This window comes from Streptomyces sp. NPDC127068 (genome assembly GCF_042724695.1).
Classification (GTDB): domain Bacteria; phylum Actinomycetota; class Actinomycetes; order Streptomycetales; family Streptomycetaceae; genus Streptomyces.
The window spans coordinates 239478-260746 of sequence record NZ_JBHXEN010000001.1; the positions used below are offsets into that span (position 1 = coordinate 239478).

Annotated in this window: 20 protein-coding genes and 1 tRNA gene; 11 read left to right on the forward strand and 10 right to left on the reverse strand. The window is 72.2% G+C overall.

Features of this window, described 5'->3' with window-relative positions:
- Positions 1-85: 85 nt before the first annotated feature.
- Positions 86-307 carry a hypothetical protein gene (locus tag ACFWIA_RS01025; RefSeq protein ID WP_386999045.1) on the forward strand — a complete coding sequence of 74 codons (222 nt, stop codon included), beginning with the start codon at positions 86-88 and terminating at the stop codon, positions 305-307.
- Between the two features lie 61 nt (positions 308-368).
- Here the strand turns inward: ACFWIA_RS01025 and ACFWIA_RS01030 are convergent, their stop codons facing one another.
- Positions 369-968 (reverse strand): CGNR zinc finger domain-containing protein, encoded by a 600-nt coding sequence (locus ACFWIA_RS01030; protein WP_386999047.1) that lies wholly within the window; start codon positions 966-968, stop codon positions 369-371.
- Between the two features lie 87 nt (positions 969-1055).
- On the opposite strand from ACFWIA_RS01030, the gene ACFWIA_RS01035 reads away from it, so the two are divergent.
- The gene (locus ACFWIA_RS01035; RefSeq protein WP_386999049.1) at positions 1056-1847 is read left to right on the forward strand and encodes an MBL fold metallo-hydrolase; all 792 of its coding nucleotides are present in this window, start codon (positions 1056-1058) and stop codon (positions 1845-1847) included.
- Positions 1848-2013: 166 nt separating this feature from the next.
- Here ACFWIA_RS01035 and ACFWIA_RS01040 read toward each other — a convergent pair.
- From ACFWIA_RS01040 to galU, 7 genes are all read right to left on the reverse strand, one after another.
- Positions 2014-2087, reverse strand: a tRNA-Ala gene (locus ACFWIA_RS01040).
- A 162-nt stretch (positions 2088-2249) separates the two neighbouring features.
- Positions 2250-3725: a hypothetical protein gene (locus tag ACFWIA_RS01045; RefSeq protein WP_386999051.1), complete on the reverse strand. Its 1476-nt coding sequence runs from the start codon at positions 3723-3725 to the stop codon at positions 2250-2252.
- A 183-nt stretch (positions 3726-3908) separates the two neighbouring features.
- Positions 3909-4589, reverse strand: coding sequence for a GNAT family N-acetyltransferase (locus ACFWIA_RS01050; protein WP_386999187.1), 681 nt, complete (start codon positions 4587-4589; stop codon positions 3909-3911).
- Positions 4586-5215, reverse strand: coding sequence for a molybdenum cofactor biosynthesis protein B (locus ACFWIA_RS01055; RefSeq protein WP_386999053.1), 630 nt, complete (start codon positions 5213-5215; stop codon positions 4586-4588). The genes ACFWIA_RS01050 and ACFWIA_RS01055 overlap by 4 nt, the downstream gene beginning before the upstream one ends.
- Entirely contained in the window at positions 5212-5724 is a 513-nt protein-coding gene (moaC, locus tag ACFWIA_RS01060; RefSeq protein ID WP_386999055.1) for a cyclic pyranopterin monophosphate synthase MoaC, read from the reverse strand. Before moaC ends, ACFWIA_RS01055 begins: the two co-directional genes overlap by 4 nt.
- 119 nt (positions 5725-5843) lie before the next feature.
- Positions 5844-7196: a gephyrin-like molybdotransferase Glp gene (gene glp, locus ACFWIA_RS01065; protein WP_386999057.1), complete on the reverse strand. Its 1353-nt coding sequence runs from the start codon at positions 7194-7196 to the stop codon at positions 5844-5846.
- A 4-nt stretch (positions 7197-7200) separates the two neighbouring features.
- Complete coding sequence (gene galU, locus ACFWIA_RS01070) at positions 7201-8103, reverse strand: UTP--glucose-1-phosphate uridylyltransferase GalU (RefSeq protein WP_385493907.1); 903 nt, start codon at positions 8101-8103, stop codon at positions 7201-7203.
- A 94-nt stretch (positions 8104-8197) separates the two neighbouring features.
- On the opposite strand from galU, the gene ACFWIA_RS01075 reads away from it, so the two are divergent.
- Both ACFWIA_RS01075 and ACFWIA_RS01080 read left to right on the forward strand, forming a co-directional pair.
- Entirely contained in the window at positions 8198-8839 is a 642-nt protein-coding gene (locus ACFWIA_RS01075; protein WP_386999059.1) for a 5-formyltetrahydrofolate cyclo-ligase, read from the forward strand.
- Positions 8840-9047: 208 nt separating this feature from the next.
- Complete coding sequence (locus ACFWIA_RS01080; RefSeq protein ID WP_385493908.1) at positions 9048-9287, forward strand: hypothetical protein; 240 nt, start codon at positions 9048-9050, stop codon at positions 9285-9287.
- A gap of 107 nt (positions 9288-9394) precedes the next feature.
- Here the strand turns inward: ACFWIA_RS01080 and ACFWIA_RS01085 are convergent, their stop codons facing one another.
- Positions 9395-12187, reverse strand: a complete 2793-nt coding sequence (locus ACFWIA_RS01085; RefSeq protein WP_386999063.1) for a penicillin acylase family protein — start codon at positions 12185-12187, stop codon at positions 9395-9397.
- Between the two features lie 223 nt (positions 12188-12410).
- Here ACFWIA_RS01085 and ACFWIA_RS01090 point away from each other — a divergent pair, with 223 nt between their 5' ends.
- The 6 genes from ACFWIA_RS01090 (at position 12411) to ACFWIA_RS01115 (ending at position 19223) form a co-directional block, all read left to right on the forward strand.
- On the forward strand, positions 12411-13901 hold the full coding sequence (locus tag ACFWIA_RS01090) for a potassium/proton antiporter (RefSeq protein ID WP_386999190.1): 1491 nt from the start codon (positions 12411-12413) through the stop codon (positions 13899-13901).
- 734 nt (positions 13902-14635) lie between these two features.
- Positions 14636-16012: an MFS transporter gene (locus ACFWIA_RS01095; RefSeq protein ID WP_386999065.1), complete on the forward strand. Its 1377-nt coding sequence runs from the start codon at positions 14636-14638 to the stop codon at positions 16010-16012.
- 67 nt (positions 16013-16079) lie between these two features.
- The gene (locus tag ACFWIA_RS01100) at positions 16080-16418 is read left to right on the forward strand and encodes an FmdB family zinc ribbon protein (RefSeq protein WP_386999067.1); all 339 of its coding nucleotides are present in this window, start codon (positions 16080-16082) and stop codon (positions 16416-16418) included.
- Between the two features lie 125 nt (positions 16419-16543).
- A complete protein-coding gene (locus ACFWIA_RS01105; RefSeq protein ID WP_386999069.1) occupies positions 16544-17503 on the forward strand; it encodes an S-methyl-5'-thioadenosine phosphorylase in 960 nt (319 codons plus the stop codon).
- Between the two features lie 598 nt (positions 17504-18101).
- On the forward strand, positions 18102-18494 hold the full coding sequence (locus ACFWIA_RS01110; RefSeq protein WP_386999071.1) for a hypothetical protein: 393 nt from the start codon (positions 18102-18104) through the stop codon (positions 18492-18494).
- 162 nt (positions 18495-18656) lie between these two features.
- Positions 18657-19223, forward strand: coding sequence for an MscL family protein (locus ACFWIA_RS01115; protein WP_386999073.1), 567 nt, complete (start codon positions 18657-18659; stop codon positions 19221-19223).
- Between the two features lie 205 nt (positions 19224-19428).
- Here ACFWIA_RS01115 and ACFWIA_RS01120 read toward each other — a convergent pair whose 3' ends face one another.
- Positions 19429-19614 (reverse strand): hypothetical protein, encoded by a 186-nt coding sequence (locus ACFWIA_RS01120; protein ID WP_386999075.1) that lies wholly within the window; start codon positions 19612-19614, stop codon positions 19429-19431.
- Between the two features lie 212 nt (positions 19615-19826).
- Between ACFWIA_RS01120 and ACFWIA_RS01125 the strand changes: the two genes are divergently transcribed.
- Positions 19827-21035: a low temperature requirement protein A gene (locus ACFWIA_RS01125; protein WP_386999077.1), complete on the forward strand. Its 1209-nt coding sequence runs from the start codon at positions 19827-19829 to the stop codon at positions 21033-21035.
- Positions 21036-21269: the final 234 nt, after the last annotated feature.

The following is a 21269-nucleotide window of genomic DNA, read 5'->3' on the forward strand; positions in this document are numbered from 1 at the left end:
CACCACCAGCACCGGAAGGCCGGCCTCAGCGAAGGGCTGGGAGAGCCTCACCCAGCAGGCCAGGGAGAACACCTATCGGGCCTGGATGACCCTACGTACGAACCCCAGGCCGGCCACCGAGACGCCCCGGCACCACCGCCTCAAGGGCTGCTTGGCCCATGGCACCCACCGCGGACAGACCTGCGAGCAGTGGCAGATCGAGGTGACCGGCGGCGGTCGCATCTGGTACCTCCTGGACACCGCCCGCACCACCTGCTGGATCACGTTCGCGGGCACCGGGCATCCCCGGGCCACCGACCGGCGCTGACCCCGCGCGGCCGAACGGGCTCGCACCCGGCTACCGAACCCCCTGAGCACGGGGCCCCGCCTCAGTCCGACTTCGGCCGGGCCCGTCGGGCGTAGGCGCGGGCGGCGCGGGCGCGGTCACCGCACCGGGTGGAGCACCACTGGCGGCGACCGTGGGACAGCAGGTAACGGTTGCAGGGGGTGGAGCCGCAGGCCGTGAGACGTTCGGCGTCGGGCCCGGTGAGGAGGTCGGCCGCGTTGGCCGCGAGGGTCGCCAGCGCACGGTCGAGCACCTCGTTGGTGGGGCACGGCACCGCGCGGTAGGGGCCGTTCTTCTCGTCCCAGTGCAGCAGTGCGGCCGTGGGGGCCCGGCTCAACGCGTCGTTGACGGCGGACAGGGCCGCGGGCAGGGCGGGCAGCCCGAGCACCCGGGCGGAGAACAGGGCCCTGACGTTCTCGCGCAGCGAGCGCAGTTGCGTCGCGCACATCTCCTGCACCCCGGCATCGGCCGGAGCGAGACCGCGTTCGGCGAGCCACCGGTTGGTGCCCGCCGGAGTGCCGAGGAAGTCGACGAAGTGCCCGCCGGGCAGCGCGACGGCGCTGTTGACGAAGTCGAGGGCGAGATGGTCCTCCGCTCCGGGAGCGGGCGGCAGCACGGGCTCGACGGTCGGGGCCTCACTCATGAACCTCATGGTACAGCTTGCGCTCTTCCGTGAGACATCACTACTGTCCATCACGGAACAGCCGCTACCCATCCGTGAGGTTTCGCCATGGCCCGTACTGGCACGTCCCCCGAGCAGATCCCCGTCCGCGTCTTCGGCGGCCCGACCGCCCTCTTCTCCTACGGCGGCCTGCGCTTCCTGACCGACCCGACCTTCGACGCCCCCGGCGACTACCCCATACCGGGCGGCCGGCTCACCAAGACGGCACCCTCCACCGCCGCACCGGCCGACCTCGGCCCCGTCGACGTGGTCCTGCTCTCGCACGACGAGCACCCCGACAACCTCGACACCTCCGGCCGCGCACTCCTCGCCGACGTGCCGCTGACCCTCACCACCCCCGGCGGCGGAGAGCGCCTGGGCAAGGGGGCCAAGGGGCTGGCCGACTGGGAGTCGGTCGCACTCGCCCGCCCCGACGGCGGCGGCACGGTCACCGTCACGGGCGTGCCCGCCCTCCACGGTCCCGGCGCCCGCGAGGACGTCGAACCGCTCACCGGCCAGGTCGTCGGTTTCGTCCTCACCGGGGAGGGCCTGCCCACGCTCTACGTCAGCGGCGACAACGCCGCGCTCGAACCGGTCAGGCAGGTCGCCGAACGCTTCGGCCCGGTGGACACCGCCGTCCTGTTCGCCGGCGCGCCCCGCTTCCCCGCCCTCTTCGGCGGCGCCCCGATCGTCCTGGACAGCGCGGGGGCCACCGAGGCCGCCACCATCCTCGGCGCCCGCCGGGTGGTTCCCGTCCACTACGACAGCTGGGCGCACTTCACCGAGGGCCGCGACCAGTTGGTCGCCGCGTTCACCGCGGCCGGTCTGATCGACCGCCTGGACCTGGGCGTGCGGGACTGACGCACGCACTCCGGGCCGCCCCGTCGACCGACGTCGCGAGCGGCGAACCCCCGCCCGCGGAACGGCGAGCGCGCCGGTACCCGACCTCGCGGACACCAGCCCCGGAAACAAACGACGAGATCCCGCCCGATCTGAACGATCGGACGGGATCTCGTGACGTGTGCTGTGGACCTGAGGGGATTCGAACCCCTGACCCCCTCGATGCGAACGAGGTGCGCTACCGGACTGCGCCACAGGCCCTTGCAACGGGTGAAACTCTAGCACCCCCGCAACGGTGCTCGGAAATCCGCTCCCCGACCGGTCTGCGCTGATCAACCGGCCGCCCCGAGCCGATCACCCGGCACGGGGCGAAGGCCCGAACACCCCTGACCGCACCGGGACACGGGAGCCCCGGGCGCACGGTCACTCGTTGGCCGCGCGGGGCCGTTCCTTCTCCTCGTACTGGTCGAAGAGCGGGGTGCGCCCCCGCTCACGCGAGCGGCGCGCCGATGCGGCCCGGCGTGCGTCGCACCGTTCGTCGCCGTCCTCGAAGCCGGCACCGTCCGGGGCGCCGTCACCTCCGGCGTCGACGCCGCCCCCCGCGGTCGGGGACGCGCCCGGGTCCGTGCGGCGCGCCGTCGGTTCGGCGGCGCTGGAGCGGGCGGGGCTCCACGCGTCCGGTGCGCCGAGGTCCACGCCACCCGAGGCGCGCGGGGCGACCGGGGCGGTCACATAGGTGGGCAGCGGCACCGGCACCGGGTCCCAGCTGCCGCCCTGCCCGGGGCTCCGATGACGTTCACGCTGCTGGTCGACCCACTCGGCGTGATCGGTCTGCTCGACCAGCGCCCGCCGATCGGCGGCCAGCGCCGACAGCTCGGGGTCGGTCGCCGGCTCCACCGGTTCGCCCTCCGAACGGTCCGCGCGGTCCGACCGGTCGGCGACCGCGGCGGCCTCGGACTGGGGGCGGCGCGGCTGGCGCTCCCGCAGGCGCTGGGCGGCCAACTCGGCACTCCGACGGTCCATGACGTACGCGAACCGGTGGCGTTCCTGTCGGCGTAGATAGGCGATGTACCCACTGAGCAGCACGGCGGGCAACGCCGGTGCCCAGAGGAAGGCCAGGCCGCCGACGGCGGCGACGACCGCCCCCGCGGTGAAAGCGAGGAAGAGCATCACCGTGGTGCGGCGGCGACGCGCGAGCACCTTCGTGCGCCGGGCGCGTGCGGTGGCCTCGGCCGTGGGGCGAGGGCGCGCGGGCGCTCCCTTGCGCGCCTTGCGATTCCCGCGCTCGCGCTCGCGCCCGCGCTCTGCGTTGTCGCGGTTCTCCCGGCCGCTGCCGCCTTCGCTCCCGCGCACCTCGGCACGGACCTCGCCGCGACGCACGGCCCGAGCGGGGCGCACCTTGTCCTGGCGGACCGCTTCCTGTCGCACCGCTTCCTGGCGGGCCGCCTCCAGCCGCGCCGCGCCGTCGCGCTCCGCCTCCTGGCGGGCGACCTCCTGCCGGGCGGCCTCGGCTTCCTGGCGGGCGGCCTCCTTGCGCACGGCCTCCTGCCGGGCCGCCTCCTCGCGGGCTGCTTCCTGCCGGGCCAGCGCGGCCTCCACCTCCTGGCGCGAGGGCGCCGGAGGCATGGCGAAGGCCCGGACGTCCACCGAGTCGGTGACGCCGTCCGGGGCCGGACCGGGGCCGGCGACCTGCTCGTCCTCCTCGGTCGAACGCGCCCGTAGGTCCTTGGCGTAACGGCGCTCCATGCCCGCCCGCCCGGACAGGAGCCGGATGGCGGTACTGAAGCGTTCCGTCGGACGGGCCTCGTTCAGCTCGTCTTGCCTACGGAGCCACATCGGCACCAAGTAGGCGGCCCAGGCCCCGACGATGACTGCGTAGATGAGGCCGCTGCTGCTCACGTCTCACACCGTAGAGGTCTTTGCGCGGGGCCATCCGCCAATTGGGGCGGTGTGTCGCACGATCTAGCTCATATTCCGAACTTTTTTTGCGACTGATGCGATCAGCGGCTCGGTAACGGGGGTCACGATTGCCCCGCTTGGCGCCTTCGGATGACAATTTCGCGACCGCTATCGAACATGCATTCAATTCTTCGGGGAGTCCGGCGGCTCGGGCGGGGCGGACGACGAGTGCTCCCCCGACGTCCCGCGCAGCGCACGGGCGCGCTGGTGCCAGCGGTACAACAACCCTTCCGGCACCTCCTCCGCCGTGAGCGCGAACACCAGGTGGTCCCGCCACGCACCGTCGATGTGGAGGAACCGCGGCCGGAGCCCCTCACCGCGGAATCCGAGTTTCTCCACCACCCGGCGGCTGGGGGCGTTCTCCGGACGGATGCAGACCTCGATGCGGTGCAGACCCACCGTGCGGAAGCCGTGGTCGACGGCGAGCGCCAGGGCCGTCGGCATGACCCCCCGGCCGGCCACGCCCTCGTCGACCCAGTAACCGACGTGGCCCGAGCACATCGAACCCCAGGTGATGCCCGCGACCGTGAGCTGCCCCACCAGCCGCCCCTGGTACTCGATGACGAAGGGCAACATCCGCCCCGCGTTGGCCTCCGCCCGCAGATGGCGCACCATCTGTCGGTACGTGGGCCGGTGGGTGATCGGCCCGCTCGGGGTGGGCGGCGGGATCGTCGCCTCCCAGGGGCGCAGCCAGTCCCGGTTGCGCCGGTTGACCTCACGCCACGCGCGCTGGTCACGCAGTTTTATGGGGCGGAGGACGACATCGCCGTCCCCCAACTGGACGGGCCATGCGGAGCTGTTCAGCGTGGGCTCCCGATCGGTCCGGCGCCCGGCGCGGGCGCCTCGCCCGGCGCGCCGGGGTGCCCCGAGGCGTCGCGGGCGGGCGCGCCGTCCGCGGTGGACGGCAGGGGGTGGTCGCCGCCGCGCAACTGGTCGACGGCGTGCGTCAACAGGGGCTCCAGCACGGCGAGTCCGTCGCGCACTCCACCCGTGGAACCCGGCAGGTTGACGATGAGGGTGCGGTCCGCGACGCCCGCGACGCCCCGGGACAGTGCGGCGGTGGGCACCGTGCGGTGACCGAACGCGCGGATGGCCTCCGGGATGCCCGGGACCGGGTAGTCGATGACCCGGGCGGTCGCCTCGGGAGTGCGGTCGGTGGGTGAGACGCCCGTACCGCCGGTGGTGAGGATCACGTCGTAGCGAGCGGCCACGCCCTCCCTGAGCGCGGCCTCGACCGGGTCGCCGTCCGGGACCACGCGCGGGTCGTCGACGGTGAACCCGGCCGCTCTGAGCGCCGCCACGATCAGCGGACCGCCACGGTCGTCGTACACCCCCGCCGCTGCGCGTCCGGACGCCGTCACCACCAGCGCCCGGTAGGGCGCGCGCGTACCGTCCGCGCCCCCGTCACCCCTGTGTGCGCCCGTGTTCACGCCCGGCTCCAGTCACCCGACGCTCCGCCGGTCTTGTCCTCGACGCGGACCTCCGTGATGACGGCGCCCTTGTCGACCGCCTTCACCATGTCCACGACCGTGAGGGCGGCGACCGTGACCGCGGTGAGCGCCTCCATCTCGACGCCCGTGCGGTCGGTGGTCCGCACGGTGGCGGTGATCTCCACGGCGTCGTCGGCGACGGACAGGTCGACCTTCACCCCGGACAGCGCCAGCGGATGGCACAGGGGGATCAGTTCCGGGGTCCGTTTGGCGCCCATGATGCCGGCGATGCGGGCGGTGGCGAGCGCATCGCCCTTGGGCACGCCCTCCCCGCGCAGCAGGGCGACGACCCGGTCGTTCACCAGGACCCGGCCGCTGGCGCGCGCGGTGCGCGTGGTGACCTCCTTGGCGGAGACGTCGACCATGCGGGCCGCGCCGGCCCCGTCGATGTGCGTGAGGCGGCCCTGTGCGGAGGTACCGGGGGTGTCCCCCCGGGAATTCGCGGTCATGTGCTGTGACGCTCCCGGTCCGGGCCCGCTCACGGTGCGGCGCGCGGAGCCTGTGTGCGGGCTACCGTACCGCGCGCGGGGCGGGTGTTCCGGGCCAGGACCCACCCGGGGCGGGGCCGTTACCCGGAACCGGGCGCGGCGGCCCGGGCGAGCAGCACCACCTCGACCTCCTCGCCCGGCTCCACCGACGTCACCCCGCTCGGGACCACGATCAGCGCGTCGGCGTGCGCCAGGGCGGCGACCAGGTGCGATCCGGCCCCGCCGACGGGGGTCACCCCGCCCGTGTCGACGTCATGGCGTCCGCGCAGGTACTGGGTGCGGCCGGCGGGCGAGGTCAGCGTCCTGTCGGCGCGCAGCACCGCGCGGGCGGTGGGCCGGTGCACGTCGGACAGGCCCATCAGGGTGCGGATGGCGGGCCGGACGAACAGTTCGAAGGACACGTACGAGGACACCGGGTTGCCGGGCAGCGCCAGCAGGGGCGTGTGGTCGGGGCCGATGGAACCGAACCCCTGCGGTTTGCCGGGCTGCATGGCCAGCACCCGGAAGTCGACCCCGCCGCCGGCGACGTCCTCGTCGCGCACCGAGGACAGGGCTTCCTTGACGACGTCGTAGGCGCCCACGCTGACCCCGCCCGAGGTGACGACGAGGTCCGCGCGGATCAGTTGGTCCTCGATGGTGGCGCGCAGCGTCTCGGCGTCGTCGGCGACGGCGCCGACCCGGTAGGCGAGGGCGCCCGCCGCGCGGGCCGCGGCGGTCAGGGCGTAGCTGTTGGAGTCGAAGATCTGTCCTTCGCCCAGCGGTTCGCCGGGCGGGACGAGTTCGCTGCCGGTGGAGAGGACCACCACGCGGGGCCGGGGGCGCACCCGTACGGTGCCCCGTCCGATCGCGGCGAGCAGGGCGATCTGGGGGGCGTCGAGCACGGTGCCGGCGGTCAGCGCCAGGTCACCGGCGCGCACGTCGCTGCCCTGCACGCGGATGTGCGCCCCGGCGGGTGCCGTCCGGTACACGCGCACCTGGCCGGACGCCCCTTCGGGAGCGGCGCTGCGGGCCCGCATGCCGGTGACGGGGCCGCCGCCGAGCCCCCCGTCGGTCCACTCCACGGGGACCACGGCCTCGGCGCCGGGGGGCAGCGGGGCGCCGGTCATGATGCGGGCGGCCTGTCCGGGACCCACCGCGAGGGGTCCGCCCTGTCCGGCGGCGACGTCCCCGACGACGGTGAGGACCGCCGGGTACTCCTCGCCGGCGCCCGCGACGTCGGCGGTGCGGACGGCGTACCCGTCCATGGAGCTGTTGTCGAAGGGCGGGAGCGACACCGGCACCACGACGTCGTCGACGAGGACGCAGCCCTGGGCGTCGAGGAGTTGGAGCTCGATGGGTTCCAGGGGGCGGACGGTCCGGAGGACGTCCTCCAGGTGTTCCGCCACCGTCCAGACCCGGTCCTGGTCGGTGGTGCCGGTGGTCGTTCCGCTCAAGTCGCTACATCTCCTCGGTGACGTAACCGCGCAGCCAGGTCCGGAACTCCGGGCCCAGGTCCTCACGTTCGCACGCGAGTCTGACAATGGCACGCAGGTAGTCGCCGCGGTCGCCGGTGTCATAGCGGCGGCCGGTGAAGACGACGCCGTGCACCGGGCCGCCGACCTTCTCGTCCAGCGCGAGCTGCTGGAGGGCGTCGGTGAGCTGGATCTCGCCGCCGCGGCCGGGCTCGGTGGAGCGGAGTATCTCGAAGACGTGCGGGTCCAGTACGTAGCGGCCGATGACGGCGAAGTTGCTGGGCGCCTCCGCGGGGTCGGGCTTCTCGACCAGGCCGGTCACCTTGACGACGTCGGGCTCGGCGGTGGCCTCGACGGCCGCACAACCGTAGAGGTGCACCTGCTCGGGGGCGACCTCCATGAGCGCGACCACGCTGCCGCCGTGCCGTTCCTGGATGTCGACCATGCGCGCGAGCAGCGGGTCGCGGGGGTCGATGAGGTCGTCGCCGAGCAGGACCGCGAAGGGCTCGTCACCGACGTGGGGGGCCGCGCAGAGCACGGCGTGCCCGAGGCCCCGGGGGTCGCCCTGGCGGACGTAGTGCATGGTCGCCAGGTCGCTCGACTCCTGGACCTTCGCGAGCCGGGCCCGGTCGCCCTTCTTGGTGAGGGCTTCCTCCAGCTCGTAGTTGCGGTCGAAGTGGTCCTCCAGGGGACGCTTGTTGCGTCCGGTGATCATCAGGACGTCGTCCAACCCGGCGGACACCGCTTCCTCGACCACGTACTGGATAGCCGGTTTGTCCACGACCGGCAGCATCTCCTTGGGAGTGGCCTTGGTGGCGGGCAGAAAGCGGGTGCCGAGGCCGGCGGCGGGGATGACGGCCTTGGTGATCCTGGAGTTCGACTCAGTCATGGACGTCACCCTAACCGGTGGCATTGTAGGGATTCTGTAGCTCTACATAAGTGATCCGCATATGACAGGACATGGAAGGGCAGGCGCGACGATCATGAGCGTGACCGAGGGCGGGGCCGAGCCTGACAAGCGCAGTTTGCGACGACGGATCCTCAGTATGAGGAGCGGGTTGCCTCAGGATGACGTCGAGGGGGCCTCGCTGGTTCTGGCCGCGCGGGCGCGGGACCTCACGGAGCTGTCCCGCGCACGCACGGTGGCCGCGTACGTCTCCGTCGGTGACGAACCGGGCACCCTCCCCCTCCTCGACGAGCTCCGCGCGCGGGGGGTGCGCGTCCTGCTGCCGGTGCTCCTGGACGACAACGACCTCGACTGGGGGCGCTACGAGGGACCGGAGTCGCTCGTCGCGGTCCCCCGCACGGCCCGCATGACCCTGCGGGAACCCGGCGGCCCCCGGCTCGGGCCCGAAGCGGTCCTGGAGGCCGACGCGGTGCTGCTGCCCGGCCTCGCGGTCGACGACCGCGGCATGCGCCTCGGCCGCGGCGGCGGCTCGTACGACCGGGTCCTCGCCCGACTGGAACGTGCCGGAGCCGATCCGTGGCTGGTCGTGCTGCTGTACGACACCGAGGTGGTCGCCCGGGTGCCCGTCGAAGCGCACGACCGGCCGGTGCACGCGGTGGTCACCCCCTCGGGGGTCCACCGCTTCCCGACCGGCGGGGGAACGCCGGGCCGCGCATGAGCCCACGGCCACCCGCGAGGGTGAGTTTCCGGGAGCACGGTTGACGCCTCGGGAGGCCGCGCGACGGCCCTGCACAGGTCGTGCGACGGCGGGGCCTGCGGTTCCGGACCCGCACGGACGGACCGGGCGCGGGACACACCGGTCCACCCGCCACGCCCGGACGGATGAGAGCGCGTGCCCCCGACCGGCCAGGGACTGTTGGCTGGGCATGACGAAGACGTTCCGTACCCTGTCCACCGCCGCCGTCCTCGCCGTCGGGGCCCTGCTGCCCGGCGCGCACACGGCCGTGGCGGCCGAGAGCCCGGTCAGCGCCGGCCCCGTCACCTCGGAGGGCGTCGCGGGCGCCGCGCAGACGGGGCTGGAAGTGCTCAGGACCTGCGGGTTGCCCACCGTCGCCGACCCGAGCAGCATCGTCCAGAACTGCACCGACGGCTCACTCGCCCGCTGATGCCCGTGCCGCCGGTCCCCCTTCCCCGGCGGACGCGAAGTGGCCCTGCACCCGACGGTGCAGGGCCACTTCCCTGTGCTCGGACGGTCACCCGTCCGCCGGCCGCATCACGGCCGCAGCGACAGCGTGTCCGCGGTGGTCTCCTCCACGGCCTTCTCGGAGAACGCCCAGTCGAGCAGCTCGCCCCTGGCCCACTTGTCCGTCTGATCGGTGTAGTGGGCGTTGTACGCGTGGCCCGAGGCACCGGTCAAGTTGATCCACTTGGACTTGTCGAGGTCGTCGAGGTTGACCACCATGCGCATCGACGGCACCCAGATCACGTCGTAGCCGCCCGCCGCGTTCCAGCCGGTGGCGTTGACCGCGGCCTCGCCGCCGCCGAGGTTCCAGGGACCCCGGTTGAGGGCGAACTTCAGGAAGCCGGGACCCTCGGTGCCCAGCGTCTGGTTCTCCAGCGTGAGCTGGTGCAACCGGCCCCAGCTCCAGCTGTCGATGTCCTTGCCGAGCTCGGCGGTCAGTTCCCAGCGCGCGTCCTCCAGGGCCTGCGCGAACAGCTCGTCCCGGGTGTCGATCTCCTTGTCGGACGGGGTCTTCCACCACCCGTTGTCCTCGTCCTTGACGATCCCCCGGACGATCTCGAACCAGCGGTCGCCGCCGTCCGGCTGCGCCGAGTCCGCGTCCCGCTCGCCGCACTCCTGCACCCGGACGTCCTCGTCGGCGGGCCCGGTGTTCTCGGCGGGCTCCACGTACAGGCACTCGCCCTTGACCCGCAGTTCCTTCGGCAGCTTGTGGCCGAAGGTGAGCTTCAGGACGTTGCGCCACACGGCGTTGAAGTAGGCCGCCGCCGCGGAGTCGGGCGACTGGGTGTAGTTCCAGCCCTCCAGCAGCTTCTGCGCCTCGCGCACGTGCTTGTCGGACACGTCGATCTTCAGCAGCATCGGCGTCAGCAGCTTGGCGATCTCGCTGCTGTTGTCGGTCTGCATCTGCCGCATGTCCTCGGTGGAGATCTTTCCACCGGCCTTGGTCTTCGACTCGATGAGGTCGGTGATGCGCTGGCTGCGCGCGCCGTAGCCCCAGTCGGCGGTGAGCGCGTGGGGGTACTTGTCCGGGTCGACGACCGCCTGGTTCGCGGTGACGATGTACCCCCGCTCCGGGTTGTACTCGTACGGCAGCGCGTCCTGGTCGATGTATCCGGTCCAGCGGTAGGCGGGGTCCCAGCCGGGCGCGGGCAGCGACCCGTCGTGGCCCTCGGCGCGCAGCGGGATCCGGCCGGGGGCCTGGTACCCGATGTTGTTCTCGGTGTCCGCGTAGACGAGGTTCTGCGAGGGCACCTCGAAGTCGGCGGCGCCCTTGCGGAACTCGTTCCAGTTCTTCGCGCGGTTGATGGCGAAGAGCGCGTCCATGGACTTGCCGGGGGTGAGGGCGGTCCAGCGCAGCGAGACGCCGTAACCGTCGCCGCGGTCGGGCGCCGAGCTGTCGACGGCGGCCTTCTTGCCGACCGTGCCGAGCTCGTCGCTGCGGTCGGAGAGCAGGGGGCCGTTCTCGGTCTCCCGGATGGTGATCGGCTTCGACTCGCCCCCGGCGACCCGGATGGTCTCCTTGCGCGTCTTGAAGGGCACCACCTTGCCGTCGTACTGGTAGCCGTCCCCGGTGAACTTCTCCAGGTACAGGTCGGTGACGTCGGCGCCCAGGTTGGTCAGACCCCAGGAGATGTCCTGGTTGTGGCCGATGACCACGCCCGGCATGCCCGCCAAGGTGAACCCGGACGCGTCGTACGAGCAGTTCTCGGAGACGTCCCGGCAGTGCAGGCCCATCTGGTACCAGACCGAGGGCAGCTGCGGCGACAGGTGCGGGTCGTTCGCGAGCAGCGGCTTGCCCGTGATGGTGTGCTTGCCGGCGATGACCCACGAATTGGAGCCGATGCCGTTGCCGTTGGGGCCGAACACCGCGGGGATGCCGTCGAGGACCTCGGACAGGCCCGCGAGCTGGCTCTGGAGGCCGTCGGTGGCGGCCTGCGCACCGCCGGCGGCGCCCGATCCGGTCCCCGATGCGGTGCCTACGCCCTGCTGACCGGTCTGGCCCTGCTGGCCCGCCTGGCCCTGCTGGCCGGTGCCCTTCGGCTCGTACGTCTTGCTCGCGGCGTCGTACGCGCCCTCCTGCACGATCGGCTTGTTCCGGTCGTACGGGTAGCCGGGGTACAGGTCCTTGATCTGCGACGGGCCGAGCCGGCTGGTCATCAGGGAACGGTCGATCTCGTCCTGCATGTTGCCGCGCAGGTCCCAGGCCATGGCCTTCAGCCAGGCCACCGAGTCGACGGGCGTCCAGGGCTGCGGCGCGTAGTCGTTGGTGAAGCCGAGGGCGGCGTACTCCACGGAGATGTCCTTGCCCTCCTTGCCGGCGAGGTAGGCGTTGACGCCCTTCGCGTACGCCTGGAGGTACTTCTTGGTCTCGGGCGAGAGCTTGGAGTCGTACTCCTCCTGCGCGACCCGGTGCCAACCGAGGGTGCGCAGGAACTCGTCCGTCTCGATCTGGCTCTTGCCGAACATCTCGGAGAGCCGACCGGACGTCGTGTGACGCCGGACGTCCATCTCCCAGAAGCGGTCCTGCGCCTGTACGTAGCCCTGGGCCATGAACAGGTCCTCGTCGGAGGACGCGTAGACCTGGGGGATGCCGTTGCCGTCACGCTTGACGTCGACGGGCCCGGCGAGTCCGGCGAGCTTGATGGAGCCCTTGGTCTGCGGGAAGGAGGCACGCACCGTGCTGACGCTCCAGTAGGCCCCGTAGCCCACCCCGGCCACGAGGGCCAGCACCAGCACGATGACGAACAAACGGCCTTTCCGGCCCTTCTTCCTGACGGACCTGTCGGCCTGCTGGCCGGAGGAGGCGGTGGTGTTGGCGGGCATCGCTGTCCTTGCTGTCCTTCGCGAGCGGCAGGGGGTCAATCGGGCGGCGCGGTCTCGGCAGCCGTACACGGAAACACTGGAGCAACCATAGGCGCAGGGCGTGACCACACCGGACGCGGAGTCAGGAACCCCGACCATACGAACATACGAGGGCGTCAAGGAAGCGTTAACGATTAGGTAAGGTAACGAAGTACCGAGACTGTGCGCAGAAAGGATTCGGCCACTGACCGTTCACCACCTCAACCAGCTTCTGCTCGTCTGCTCACTGGTCCTGCTGATCGCGGTGGCTGCGGTCCGGATCTCCTCACGCAGCGGGCTGCCGAGCCTGCTCGTCTACCTGGGCATCGGCGTCGCCATCGGCCAGGACGGCATCGGCAACGTCAGCTTCAACAACGCCGAGTTGACCCAGGTCATCGGGTACGCGGCCCTGGTCGTGATCCTCGCCGAAGGCGGCCTGGGCACGAAGTGGAAGGAGATCAAACCCGCCCTGCCCGCCGCGGCGGTGCTCTCCACGGTTGGTGTGGCCGTGAGCGTCGGCATCACCGCCACGGCAGCGCACTACCTGGTCGGCCTGGAGTGGCGGCAGGCACTGATCATCGGCGCGGTGGTGTCCTCCACCGACGCGGCGGCGGTGTTCTCCGTGCTCCGCAAGGTGCCCCTGCCCTCCCGCGTGAACGGTGTCCTCGAAGCCGAGTCCGGTTTCAACGACGCCCCCGTGGTGATCCTCGTCGTCGCCTTCTCCACCGCCGGCCCCATCGAGAGCTGGTACGTCCTCCTCGGCAAGATCACCCTGGAACTCGCCATCGGCGCGGCCATCGGCATCGCCGTCGGCGTCCTCGGCGGCTACGCCCTGCGGCACGTGGCGCTGCCCGCGTCCGGCCTGTACCCCATCGCCGTCATGGCCATCGCCGTCACCGCCTACGCGGCGGGCGCCCTCGCGCACGGCAGCGGCTTCCTCGCCGTCTACCTCGCGGCCATGGTCCTCGGCAACGCCAAGCTGCCGCACGCACCGGCGACCCGGGGCTTCGCCGAGGGCCTCGGCTGGATCGCGCAGATCGGCATGTTCGTCCTGCTCGGTCTGCTGGTCACCCCGCACGACCTCGCCGACGACATCCTGCCCGCCATCGTCATCGGACTCGTCCTGACGGCCGTGGCCCGCCCGCTGGAGGTGGTCCTCAGCCTGCTGCCGTTCCGCATGCCCTGGCAGGAGAAGGCCCTGATGTCCTGGGCCGGCCTGCGCGGCGCCGTCCCCATCATCCTGGCCACCATCCCCATGGTGAACGGAGTGGAGGACAGCCGCCGGATCTTCAACATCGTGTTCGTCCTGGTCGTCGTCTACACCCTCATCCAAGGGCCCACCCTGCCCTGGCTGGCGCGAAAACTCCGGCTGGGCGAGGACTCCGAGGCCGCCGACCTCGGCATCGAGTCGGCGCCCCTGGAACAGCTCCGCGGCCATCTGCTGTCCCTGAAGATCCTCAAGGGTTCGCGCATGCACGGGGTCGAGGTGGACGAGCTGCGCCTGCCCGCAGGGTCCGCCGTGACCCTCGTCGTCCGGGACGGCAAGTCGTTCGTGCCGCTGCCGTCGACGGTGCTGCGGCGCGGCGACGACCTCCTGGTCGTCGCGACCGATCCGGTCCGGGACTCGGCGGAGGCTCGGCTGCGGGCGGTGGGGCGGGGCGGCAAGTTGGCCAGCTGGCTGGGTACGGGACGCTGACGCGGCGCCCGCGGCTCGGGGGCGCCCGCAGCTCGGGATGCCCGGGGCTCAGGATGCCCGGGGCTCGGGGGCGCCAGCGGTTCAGGGGTGTCCACAGCTGGAGGCGCCGCGGCTTGGGGTGCCTGCGCTCGCCCAGCGTTCGGGGCCCTCGGGGCGAGTGGGGCGAGTGGGCGCTGTCAGGGCCTCTGCCGCCACGAGCGTGTGCTGCCATGCGGGGCCGGGTGCACCGCGGGTGCGGCGACCGGGCTCGGGGCGGGCCGTGGCGCGGTGGACGGTGGGCGGCCCCGTGCCCGGCGGGGCGGGTCGCACGCATCGGGGTGGGGGCGCGGTGGGCGCGGGCGCCTCATCTACCGCGCGCGGGAGGCTTGCCTTCCTCTACCGCGCGCTGGGCGTACCGGCGTGCCGGCGGTCCCGTGGCGGCGTACGGGCGCGCGACCATGCGCTCGACCCGACAGGAACGCGCCGGCGCGCCTCCACCGGGCCGGCGAGCGCGGGTGATACGTGCCTCATCCGCGTTCGCCCGCCCGCCTCCGCTTCCCGCTGTACGATGCTTGGACACTTCTGATCGAACCAACTCTGCCTGATGCAGAGCTGGCGCGACCGTATGGCGGCCGGCCGTCGCGATGCCCCTTCGCTGTGGGCGGCCCGGTATCTACCGCAGTTCCGCGCAAGAGGACAGCTCTCGACAGCCCCGCGCGGCGGCACTGTCACCAGGCGGCAGAAAGGCACGGGCCGTGGCACCCACGGTCACCTCGAAGCCCGCCCGCCCCGGCTACGGGCAGCTTCTGCGCACACCCGGCGCCTGGACGTTCCTGCTTCCCGGGTTCGCCGCCCGTCTCCCGTTCGCCATGCTGATCATCTCGATCGTCCTGCTGGTCCAGCACACGACGGACTCCTACGGCATCGCAGGCGCGGTGTCCGCGGTCACCGGCGTCTCCATGGCGGTGTTCGGGCCGCTGGCCGGCAAGTACGCCGACCGCTTCGGACAGCGCGCGGTCCTGGTCCCCGGGGTGCTGCTGCACACCGCCTCCGTCGTCGGCCTGACGGCGCTCGCCCTGGCCGACGCCCCGCTGTGGGCACTGTTCGTGGCGGCCGTGCCGACCGGTGCTTCGGTACCGCAGGTGGGCCCCATGGTGCGCGCCCGCTGGGGCGTGACCCTGAACGGGTCACCGCTCGTGACGACCGCGGCGGCCTTCGAGTCGGTCACGGACGAGCTGACCTTCGTCCTGGGTCCGCTGTTCGCGACCGCGCTGTGCACCTCGGTGCACCCGGCCGCGGGACTGCTCACCGAGGCGGGCCTCACCCTGGTCGGCGGTCTGCTCTTCGCCGCGCAGAAGGCCACGGAGCCCGTACCGGCGCGGCGGCGCGGCAGCGCGGACGCAACTACCCACGCGCTGGCGGACACGGCTGCGGATTCACGTACGGATACGGGTCCGGGTACGGCTGCGGGCGTCCGGGGCGCGAACGGTGCACCCGCGCGCGTGGAGCACGCGTCCGCCCTGCGGGTGCCCGGCGTACGCGTACTGATCGTCGCCTTCCTGGGCATCGGCACCGTCTTCGGCGGCCTCCAGGTCTCCCTCGCCGCCTACACCCAGTCGATCGGCGAGCCCGGCCTCAACGGCGTGCTGTACGGCGTGTTCGCCGCGGGCAACATGCTCGCCGGGCTCGTCTGCGGGGCACTCGCCTGGAAGTCGGCGCCCCACAACCGACTGGTCCTCGGGTACCTCGCGCTGGTCGTCACCACCTCGGGGCTGTGGGCGGCCCAGTCGCCCGTGCTGCTCGCGGGCCTCGGGCTCCTCATCGGCATGAGCATCGCCCCGGGGCTGGTCACCGGGTACACGCTCGTCGAACGCCTCGTCCCGCCGACCGCCCGCACCGAGGCGTTCACGCTGCTGACCGCGGCCGTCGCGCTCGGTCAGGCCGCGGCGGTCACGACGGCCGGCCAGCTGGAGGACCGGGCCTGGGACGGCGCCGGGTTCCTGGTGCCGCTGGGGGGCACGGCCCTCGCCCTGGTGGTCCTGGTGAGCCTCCGTTCCCGGCTCGCGACACCCGCCGTCGAACGGACCGTGGCACGTGGCGTGGGTCACCGCACACCGGTGCCGGTGGACTGATTCAACGGAATACGTCACTATGGACCGTCGTTAGCACTCATTGAGTGAGAGTGCCAGGAGGATGCAAGTGCCGACGTACCAGTACCAGTGCACCGAGTGCGGCGAGGGCCTTGAAGCGGTGCAGAAGTTCACCGACGACGCCCTGACCGAGTGCCCCAACTGCAGTGGCCGCCTCAAGAAGGTGTTCTCCGCCGTCGGCATCGTCTTCAAGGGATCCGGCTTCTACCGCAACGACAGCCGCGGTTCGTCGTCGAGCAGCTCACCCGCCGCCGCGTCGAAGTCGTCCGGTTCCGGTTCCTCCGGTTCCGGCGAGTCGTCGACGTCCTCGTCGAGCACTTCGTCAAGCACCTCGACGTCCACTTCGTCGGGCAGCTCGTCGAGCACGAGCAGCTCGTCCGCGGCCTGAGCAGCTCACCGGCTCACGCCCGAAAGCCCCGCCGGCCCCGTAGCGGGCAGCGCACACCGAGGGACCCCGACCGTCCGAGGACGCGGGGTCCCTCAGTGCTGTCCCACACAGCTACTGTGCAGACCATGGCAGACAAGGCGAACGTGACACGAGCGGCCCGTGAGAACACGCCGGAGGCCCCGGCGCCGACGGCGGCCGACACCTCGGCCGAGCCCTTCCCGGTGGACACCGCAGCGCCCGACACCTCACCGGCGCACCGAGCAGAGATCGGCGTGATCGGCGGATCCGGCTTCTACTCCTTCCTCGACAACGTGACCGAAGTGCACGTCGACACCCCCTACGGGGCTCCGAGCGACGCACTCTTCATCGGCGAGATCGCCGGCCGCCGGGTCGCCTTCCTCCCCCGGCACGGCCGCGGCCACCACCTGCCGCCGCACCGCATCAACTACCGGGCCAACCTCTGGGCCCTCCGGTCCGTGGGGGTGCGACAGGTGCTCGGCCCCTGTGCGGTGGGAGGGCTGCGGACCGAGTACGGCCCGGGGACCCTGCTCGTCCCCGACCAGTTGGTCGACCGGACGAAGTCCCGTGCGCAGACCTACTTCGACGGCGTCCCTCGCCCCGACGGAACCGTTCCGAACGTCGTCCACGTGTCGTTCGCCGACCCCTACTGCTCCACGGGCCGTCGCATAGCGGTGAAGGCCGCCCGCAGCCTCGACTGGGAACCGGTGGACGGCGGCACGCTGGTGGTGATCGAAGGCCCCCGGTTCTCCACCCGGGCGGAATCCCTGTGGCACGCCGCTCAGGGCTGGTCCGTGGTCGGGATGACCGGGCACCCGGAGGCGGCGCTCGCCCGTGAGCTCGCGCTCTGTTACACCTCGATGACCCTGGTGACCGACCTGGACGCCGGTGCGGAGACCGGGGACGGCGTCTCGCACGAGGAGGTCCTCAAGGTGTTCGCCACGAACGTCGACCGACTCCGGACGGTCCTGTTCGACACGGTGGCCGGGCTCCCCGCGGACGCCGAGCGGGACTGCCTGTGCACGGGCGCCCTGGCCGGAACCGACCCGGGCGTGGAACTGCCGTAGGCCCCGGACCGGCCCCGTCGCCGCCGGCGGTGCGGCAGCGACGGGGCCGCCGCAGGTAGCTCCGGGCCTCGCGTGGCTTTGGGCCGCAGGCAGCTCTGGGCCTCGGGCGGCTTCGGGCCTCGGGCGGCTTCGGGCCTCGGGTGGTTCCGGGCCTCGGGTGGTTCCGGGGACGGAAGTTACACCGGGTCCGGAAGTAGGGTCCGCTGCGCCCGGAGGATCTGCAGCGCCCCTGCTGCGCGGAACTACCCGTTCGGGTGAGGCAGTTATCCACAACAGCCGGGGCGCCCACACCCGCCAGCGAGGATTCGTCCCGTCCCTCAAAGTGGACGGCAACGTGTCCTTCCCTCCCCGGTGGTGAACCGTGCCGCATCCCCACTCGCCCCCTGCCCCTCGGCCCCCCGCGGCCCAGCCCTCCCGCTACCTGTGGCCGCCCTCCGAAGGGCACCGCACCGTAGAGGAACCCACCGCCCCGCCGGTCCGCAGCGAGGTCCCGCCGACGAGCGCGGTACCCCCCTTTCCTCCGGTGCGGGTCCGCAGCGGACTCCCGCCGTTGCGCAGGATCACCCGTCACGGGCGGCGGGCCGCAGCGGTGTGCCTGGTGGCCACGGCGATCGCGCTGCTGTCCCTCGAACCGCCTCTGCCCCCGGCCGGAGCGGACGGGAAGGCCGGCCGTGCCGCCCCGCGGGAAGACGAGCCGGCCCCGGAGCGGCGCGCCGTGGCGGACCGGGTGCGTGCACCGGTACGCATCGCCGATCCGGCGGTCGCACGACTCCTGAAGCGCGGCGACCGCATCGACGTCATCGCGACGGACGGCACTCCGTCGGGCCGGTCGGGCCGGGTCGTGGCGGCCGGGGTGCGCGTGGTCGAACTTCCCCCGACCACCGACGGCGCGGCGGAGGGCGGGGCCTTGGTGGTCCTCGCGACGACCCGCAGCGCCGCGGCCCGACTCGCGGGCACCAGCGGGTCCCGACTGGCGGTGGTCCTGCGATGAACACCGACCGGTGGCCCCGTAATGCCCTCGGAGCGATCGCCACCATCCGTTCACTCGCACGTCACTCCATCGCGTCAACGGATTGGACAGGGTGGCGGAGCCCTGACGTAGGTTGCGGAGTTGTTTGTTCCGCAAGCTGTACGTGCGAAGAGGGGCCTCCTAGTGAGCGAGAAGAAGAAGCCGAACATCTGGGAAGGCTTCAAGGCGTTCCTCATGCGGGGGAACGTCATCGACCTGGCGGTGGCCGTGGTCATCGGCGCCGCGTTCACGAACGTCGTGAACTCCGTGGTGAAGGGTGTGATCAACCCGCTCGTCGGCGCGTTCGGCACCAAGAACCTGGACGCGTACAGCTCCTGCTTGAAGGGGCCCTGCAGCTACGACGCCAAGACCGGAACGGCCACGAGCGGCATCCCGATCATGTGGGGGTCCGTTCTCAGCGCGACGCTCACCTTCGTGATCACCGCGGCGGTCGTGTACTTCCTGATGGTGCTGCCGATGTCGAAGTACCTGGCGCGTCAGGCGGACCGCAGGGCCGCCAAGGAAGGCGCACAGGAAGTCATCGAGGTGTCCGAGCTGGAGGTGCTCAAGGAGATCCGCGACGCCCTGGTGGCACAGCGCGGTCCGAACACGGGCTCGGGCTCGGGAACAGGCACGGGCACCGGTCCGGGAACAGGCACGGGTCCGGCCACGGGTCCGGCCACGGGTCCGGGGACCGGCCGGCAGCAGTAACGGCTCAGCGGGCACGAGCCCCGCGCGAACTGGCGGACGTCCTCGTCAGCCGGTGCGCGCGGGGCTCGCGTTCGCTCAGCCGACGCCGACGCCGGCTCCTGGACGCCGTGCACCGTCTCCTGGCGTCGCCGAGGAGGCGATCCCCCGGCCCAGGCAGCACCGGACACGGTGTCGGCCGCCTGGCGCCCCGGGTGTGGCACTGGGTTCAGAGGTGGTGGGGCGGCTTCTCGTCGAGGAACCGCGCCAGGTCGGAGGCGGCGGCGTCGCCGCTGGACGCCGGGGCGTCACCCCAGCCCCGGTCCGAGTCGTCCGGCGCCGGCTGCGACAGCGGGTCGTCGAAGATCAGCGCAGGTCGGGGGTCTCGGGGCTCGGACGCGGGACGGGTGCTCATGCCTCCAGCGTACGCAGGGTGCGGCCCCGACCCGCGCCGCACGGACCGGCCCGCCCCCCGACCGCGGGAGGGTGGTGCGCGCCCGCGGACCGAGGGCAGGCCCCCACAGGACCCCGCGGAGGCATCCCTCGCGGTGCGCGTCAAGCGGTATCCGGGCCGACACGAGGCGTCCGCGACCCCGGGTCGCCACCCCCGTCTGCTGTGCTGCTGGCATGACCTCCTCCAGCTCCCCATCGGCGGCCGGGCCCGGAGCGCCCCTGCGCCCCTTGGTCGCCCGCGGGCGGGACGAAGCGCACCGTGTGGCGTCTCCCCTGGAACTCTTCTTCGACCTGTGCTTCGTGGTGGCCGTCGCGCAGGCGGGCGGCTCGCTGGTGCACTCCGTGGCCGAGAGCCACTCCGGGGAGGGCGTGCTGAACTACGCGATGGTCTTCTTCGCGATCTTCTGGGCGTGGGTCAACTTCAGCTGGTTCGCGTCGGCCTACGACAACGACGACGCGTTGTTCCGAGTGGTCACGCTGGTGCAGATGGCAGGTGTCCTGGTGCTGGCTGCCGGGGTGTCGGAGGCGTTCGCGCATCACTTCTTCGTGCTCTGGCTCGGCTATCTGATCATGCGCCTCGCGATGGTGACCCAGTGGCTGAGGGCAGCGCGCGGATGCACCGGGGACGAACGCAGCACGGCCATGCGGTACGCGATCGGCATCGCGCTGTGCCAGGTGGGGTGGCTGTTCTTGCTGCTCCTCCCGGAGGACGCCCGCCCGTGGACGTTCCTGGTGATGGCGATCGCGGAGCTGTCCGTGCCGGCAGTGGCGGAGCGGAAGCACTCGACGGCATGGCACCCCCACCACATCGCGGAACGGTACGGACTGTTCACGATCATCGTGCTGGGCGAGTCGATCGCGGCGGCCACCGTCGCCGTGAAGTCGGCCGTCGACGAGCACGACGAGTTGGGCCGATTGATCCCCGTCTCGATCGGCAGTCTGCTGATCGTGTTCGCCGCGTGGTGGATCTACTTTGCGGTGCCGAACCGCAGCCGCACGATCAGCAACCGCCAGGCGTTCCTGTGGGGGTACGGCCACTACCTGGTGCTGGGCTCGGCAGCGGCGATCGGCGCGGGCACCGAGATCTTCGTGGAACACACCGTGGGACAGGCGCACGTCTCCCAGCTGGCGGCGAGCGCCTCGGTGACGATCCCCACGGCGGTGTACCTGCTGACCGTGTGGTGGCTGCTCGCCCGGCATTCCCAGCACGGCATCGCGGGGCAGTCGGTACTGCCGGCGACAACACTGGCGGTCCTCGCCTGCACGTTCGCCGGCCAGTGGTCCGTGCTGGCAGCCGGGTTGGTGCTGACGGTCACGATCACGGTCGGCGTGGCCCTGTCGTCCCGGCTGGCCCGTCAGACGTCAGGACGAGCAGTGGGCTGACCCCCACGGTGCGGCCCACGCCACGGAAACGACCTCGTACGGCCCCCGGAACACCCGGCGCGGCGAGCAATGCAGCCCGCGGGAGTCGGGGCCCTACGGGAGCCGGCGGGCAGACGGCGCGGCGCACAGGTTCCGGGAACGGCCCGCGCCCGGGAGGTTCCCGCAGCCACGCGCCCGCCCGCCCACGCAACCGCGCACAGGTCCCGCACAGCGCGCCGCGGGACCACGCCCCGG

Coding starts and splice junctions, on each gene's coding strand:
- ACFWIA_RS01025 (WP_386999045.1), top strand. CDS start 86: ATGACCCTACGTACGAACCCCAGGCCGGCCACCGAGACGCCCCGGCAC.
- ACFWIA_RS01105 (WP_386999069.1), top strand. CDS start 16,544: ATGGCAGACAAGGCGAACGTGACACGAGCGGCCCGTGAGAACACGCCG.
- ACFWIA_RS01030 (WP_386999047.1), bottom strand. CDS start 968: ATGAGTGAGGCCCCGACCGTCGAGCCCGTGCTGCCGCCCGCTCCCGGA.
- ACFWIA_RS01125 (WP_386999077.1), top strand. CDS start 19,827: ATGACCTCCTCCAGCTCCCCATCGGCGGCCGGGCCCGGAGCGCCCCTG.
- ACFWIA_RS01075 (WP_386999059.1), top strand. CDS start 8,198: ATGAGCGTGACCGAGGGCGGGGCCGAGCCTGACAAGCGCAGTTTGCGA.
- ACFWIA_RS01080 (WP_385493908.1), top strand. CDS start 9,048: ATGACGAAGACGTTCCGTACCCTGTCCACCGCCGCCGTCCTCGCCGTC.
- galU (WP_385493907.1), bottom strand. CDS start 8,103: ATGACTGAGTCGAACTCCAGGATCACCAAGGCCGTCATCCCCGCCGCC.
- ACFWIA_RS01035 (WP_386999049.1), top strand. CDS start 1,056: ATGGCCCGTACTGGCACGTCCCCCGAGCAGATCCCCGTCCGCGTCTTC.
- ACFWIA_RS01120 (WP_386999075.1), bottom strand. CDS start 19,614: ATGAGCACCCGTCCCGCGTCCGAGCCCCGAGACCCCCGACCTGCGCTG.
- moaC (WP_386999055.1), bottom strand. CDS start 5,724: ATGACCGCGAATTCCCGGGGGGACACCCCCGGTACCTCCGCACAGGGC.
- ACFWIA_RS01085 (WP_386999063.1), bottom strand. CDS start 12,187: ATGCCCGCCAACACCACCGCCTCCTCCGGCCAGCAGGCCGACAGGTCC.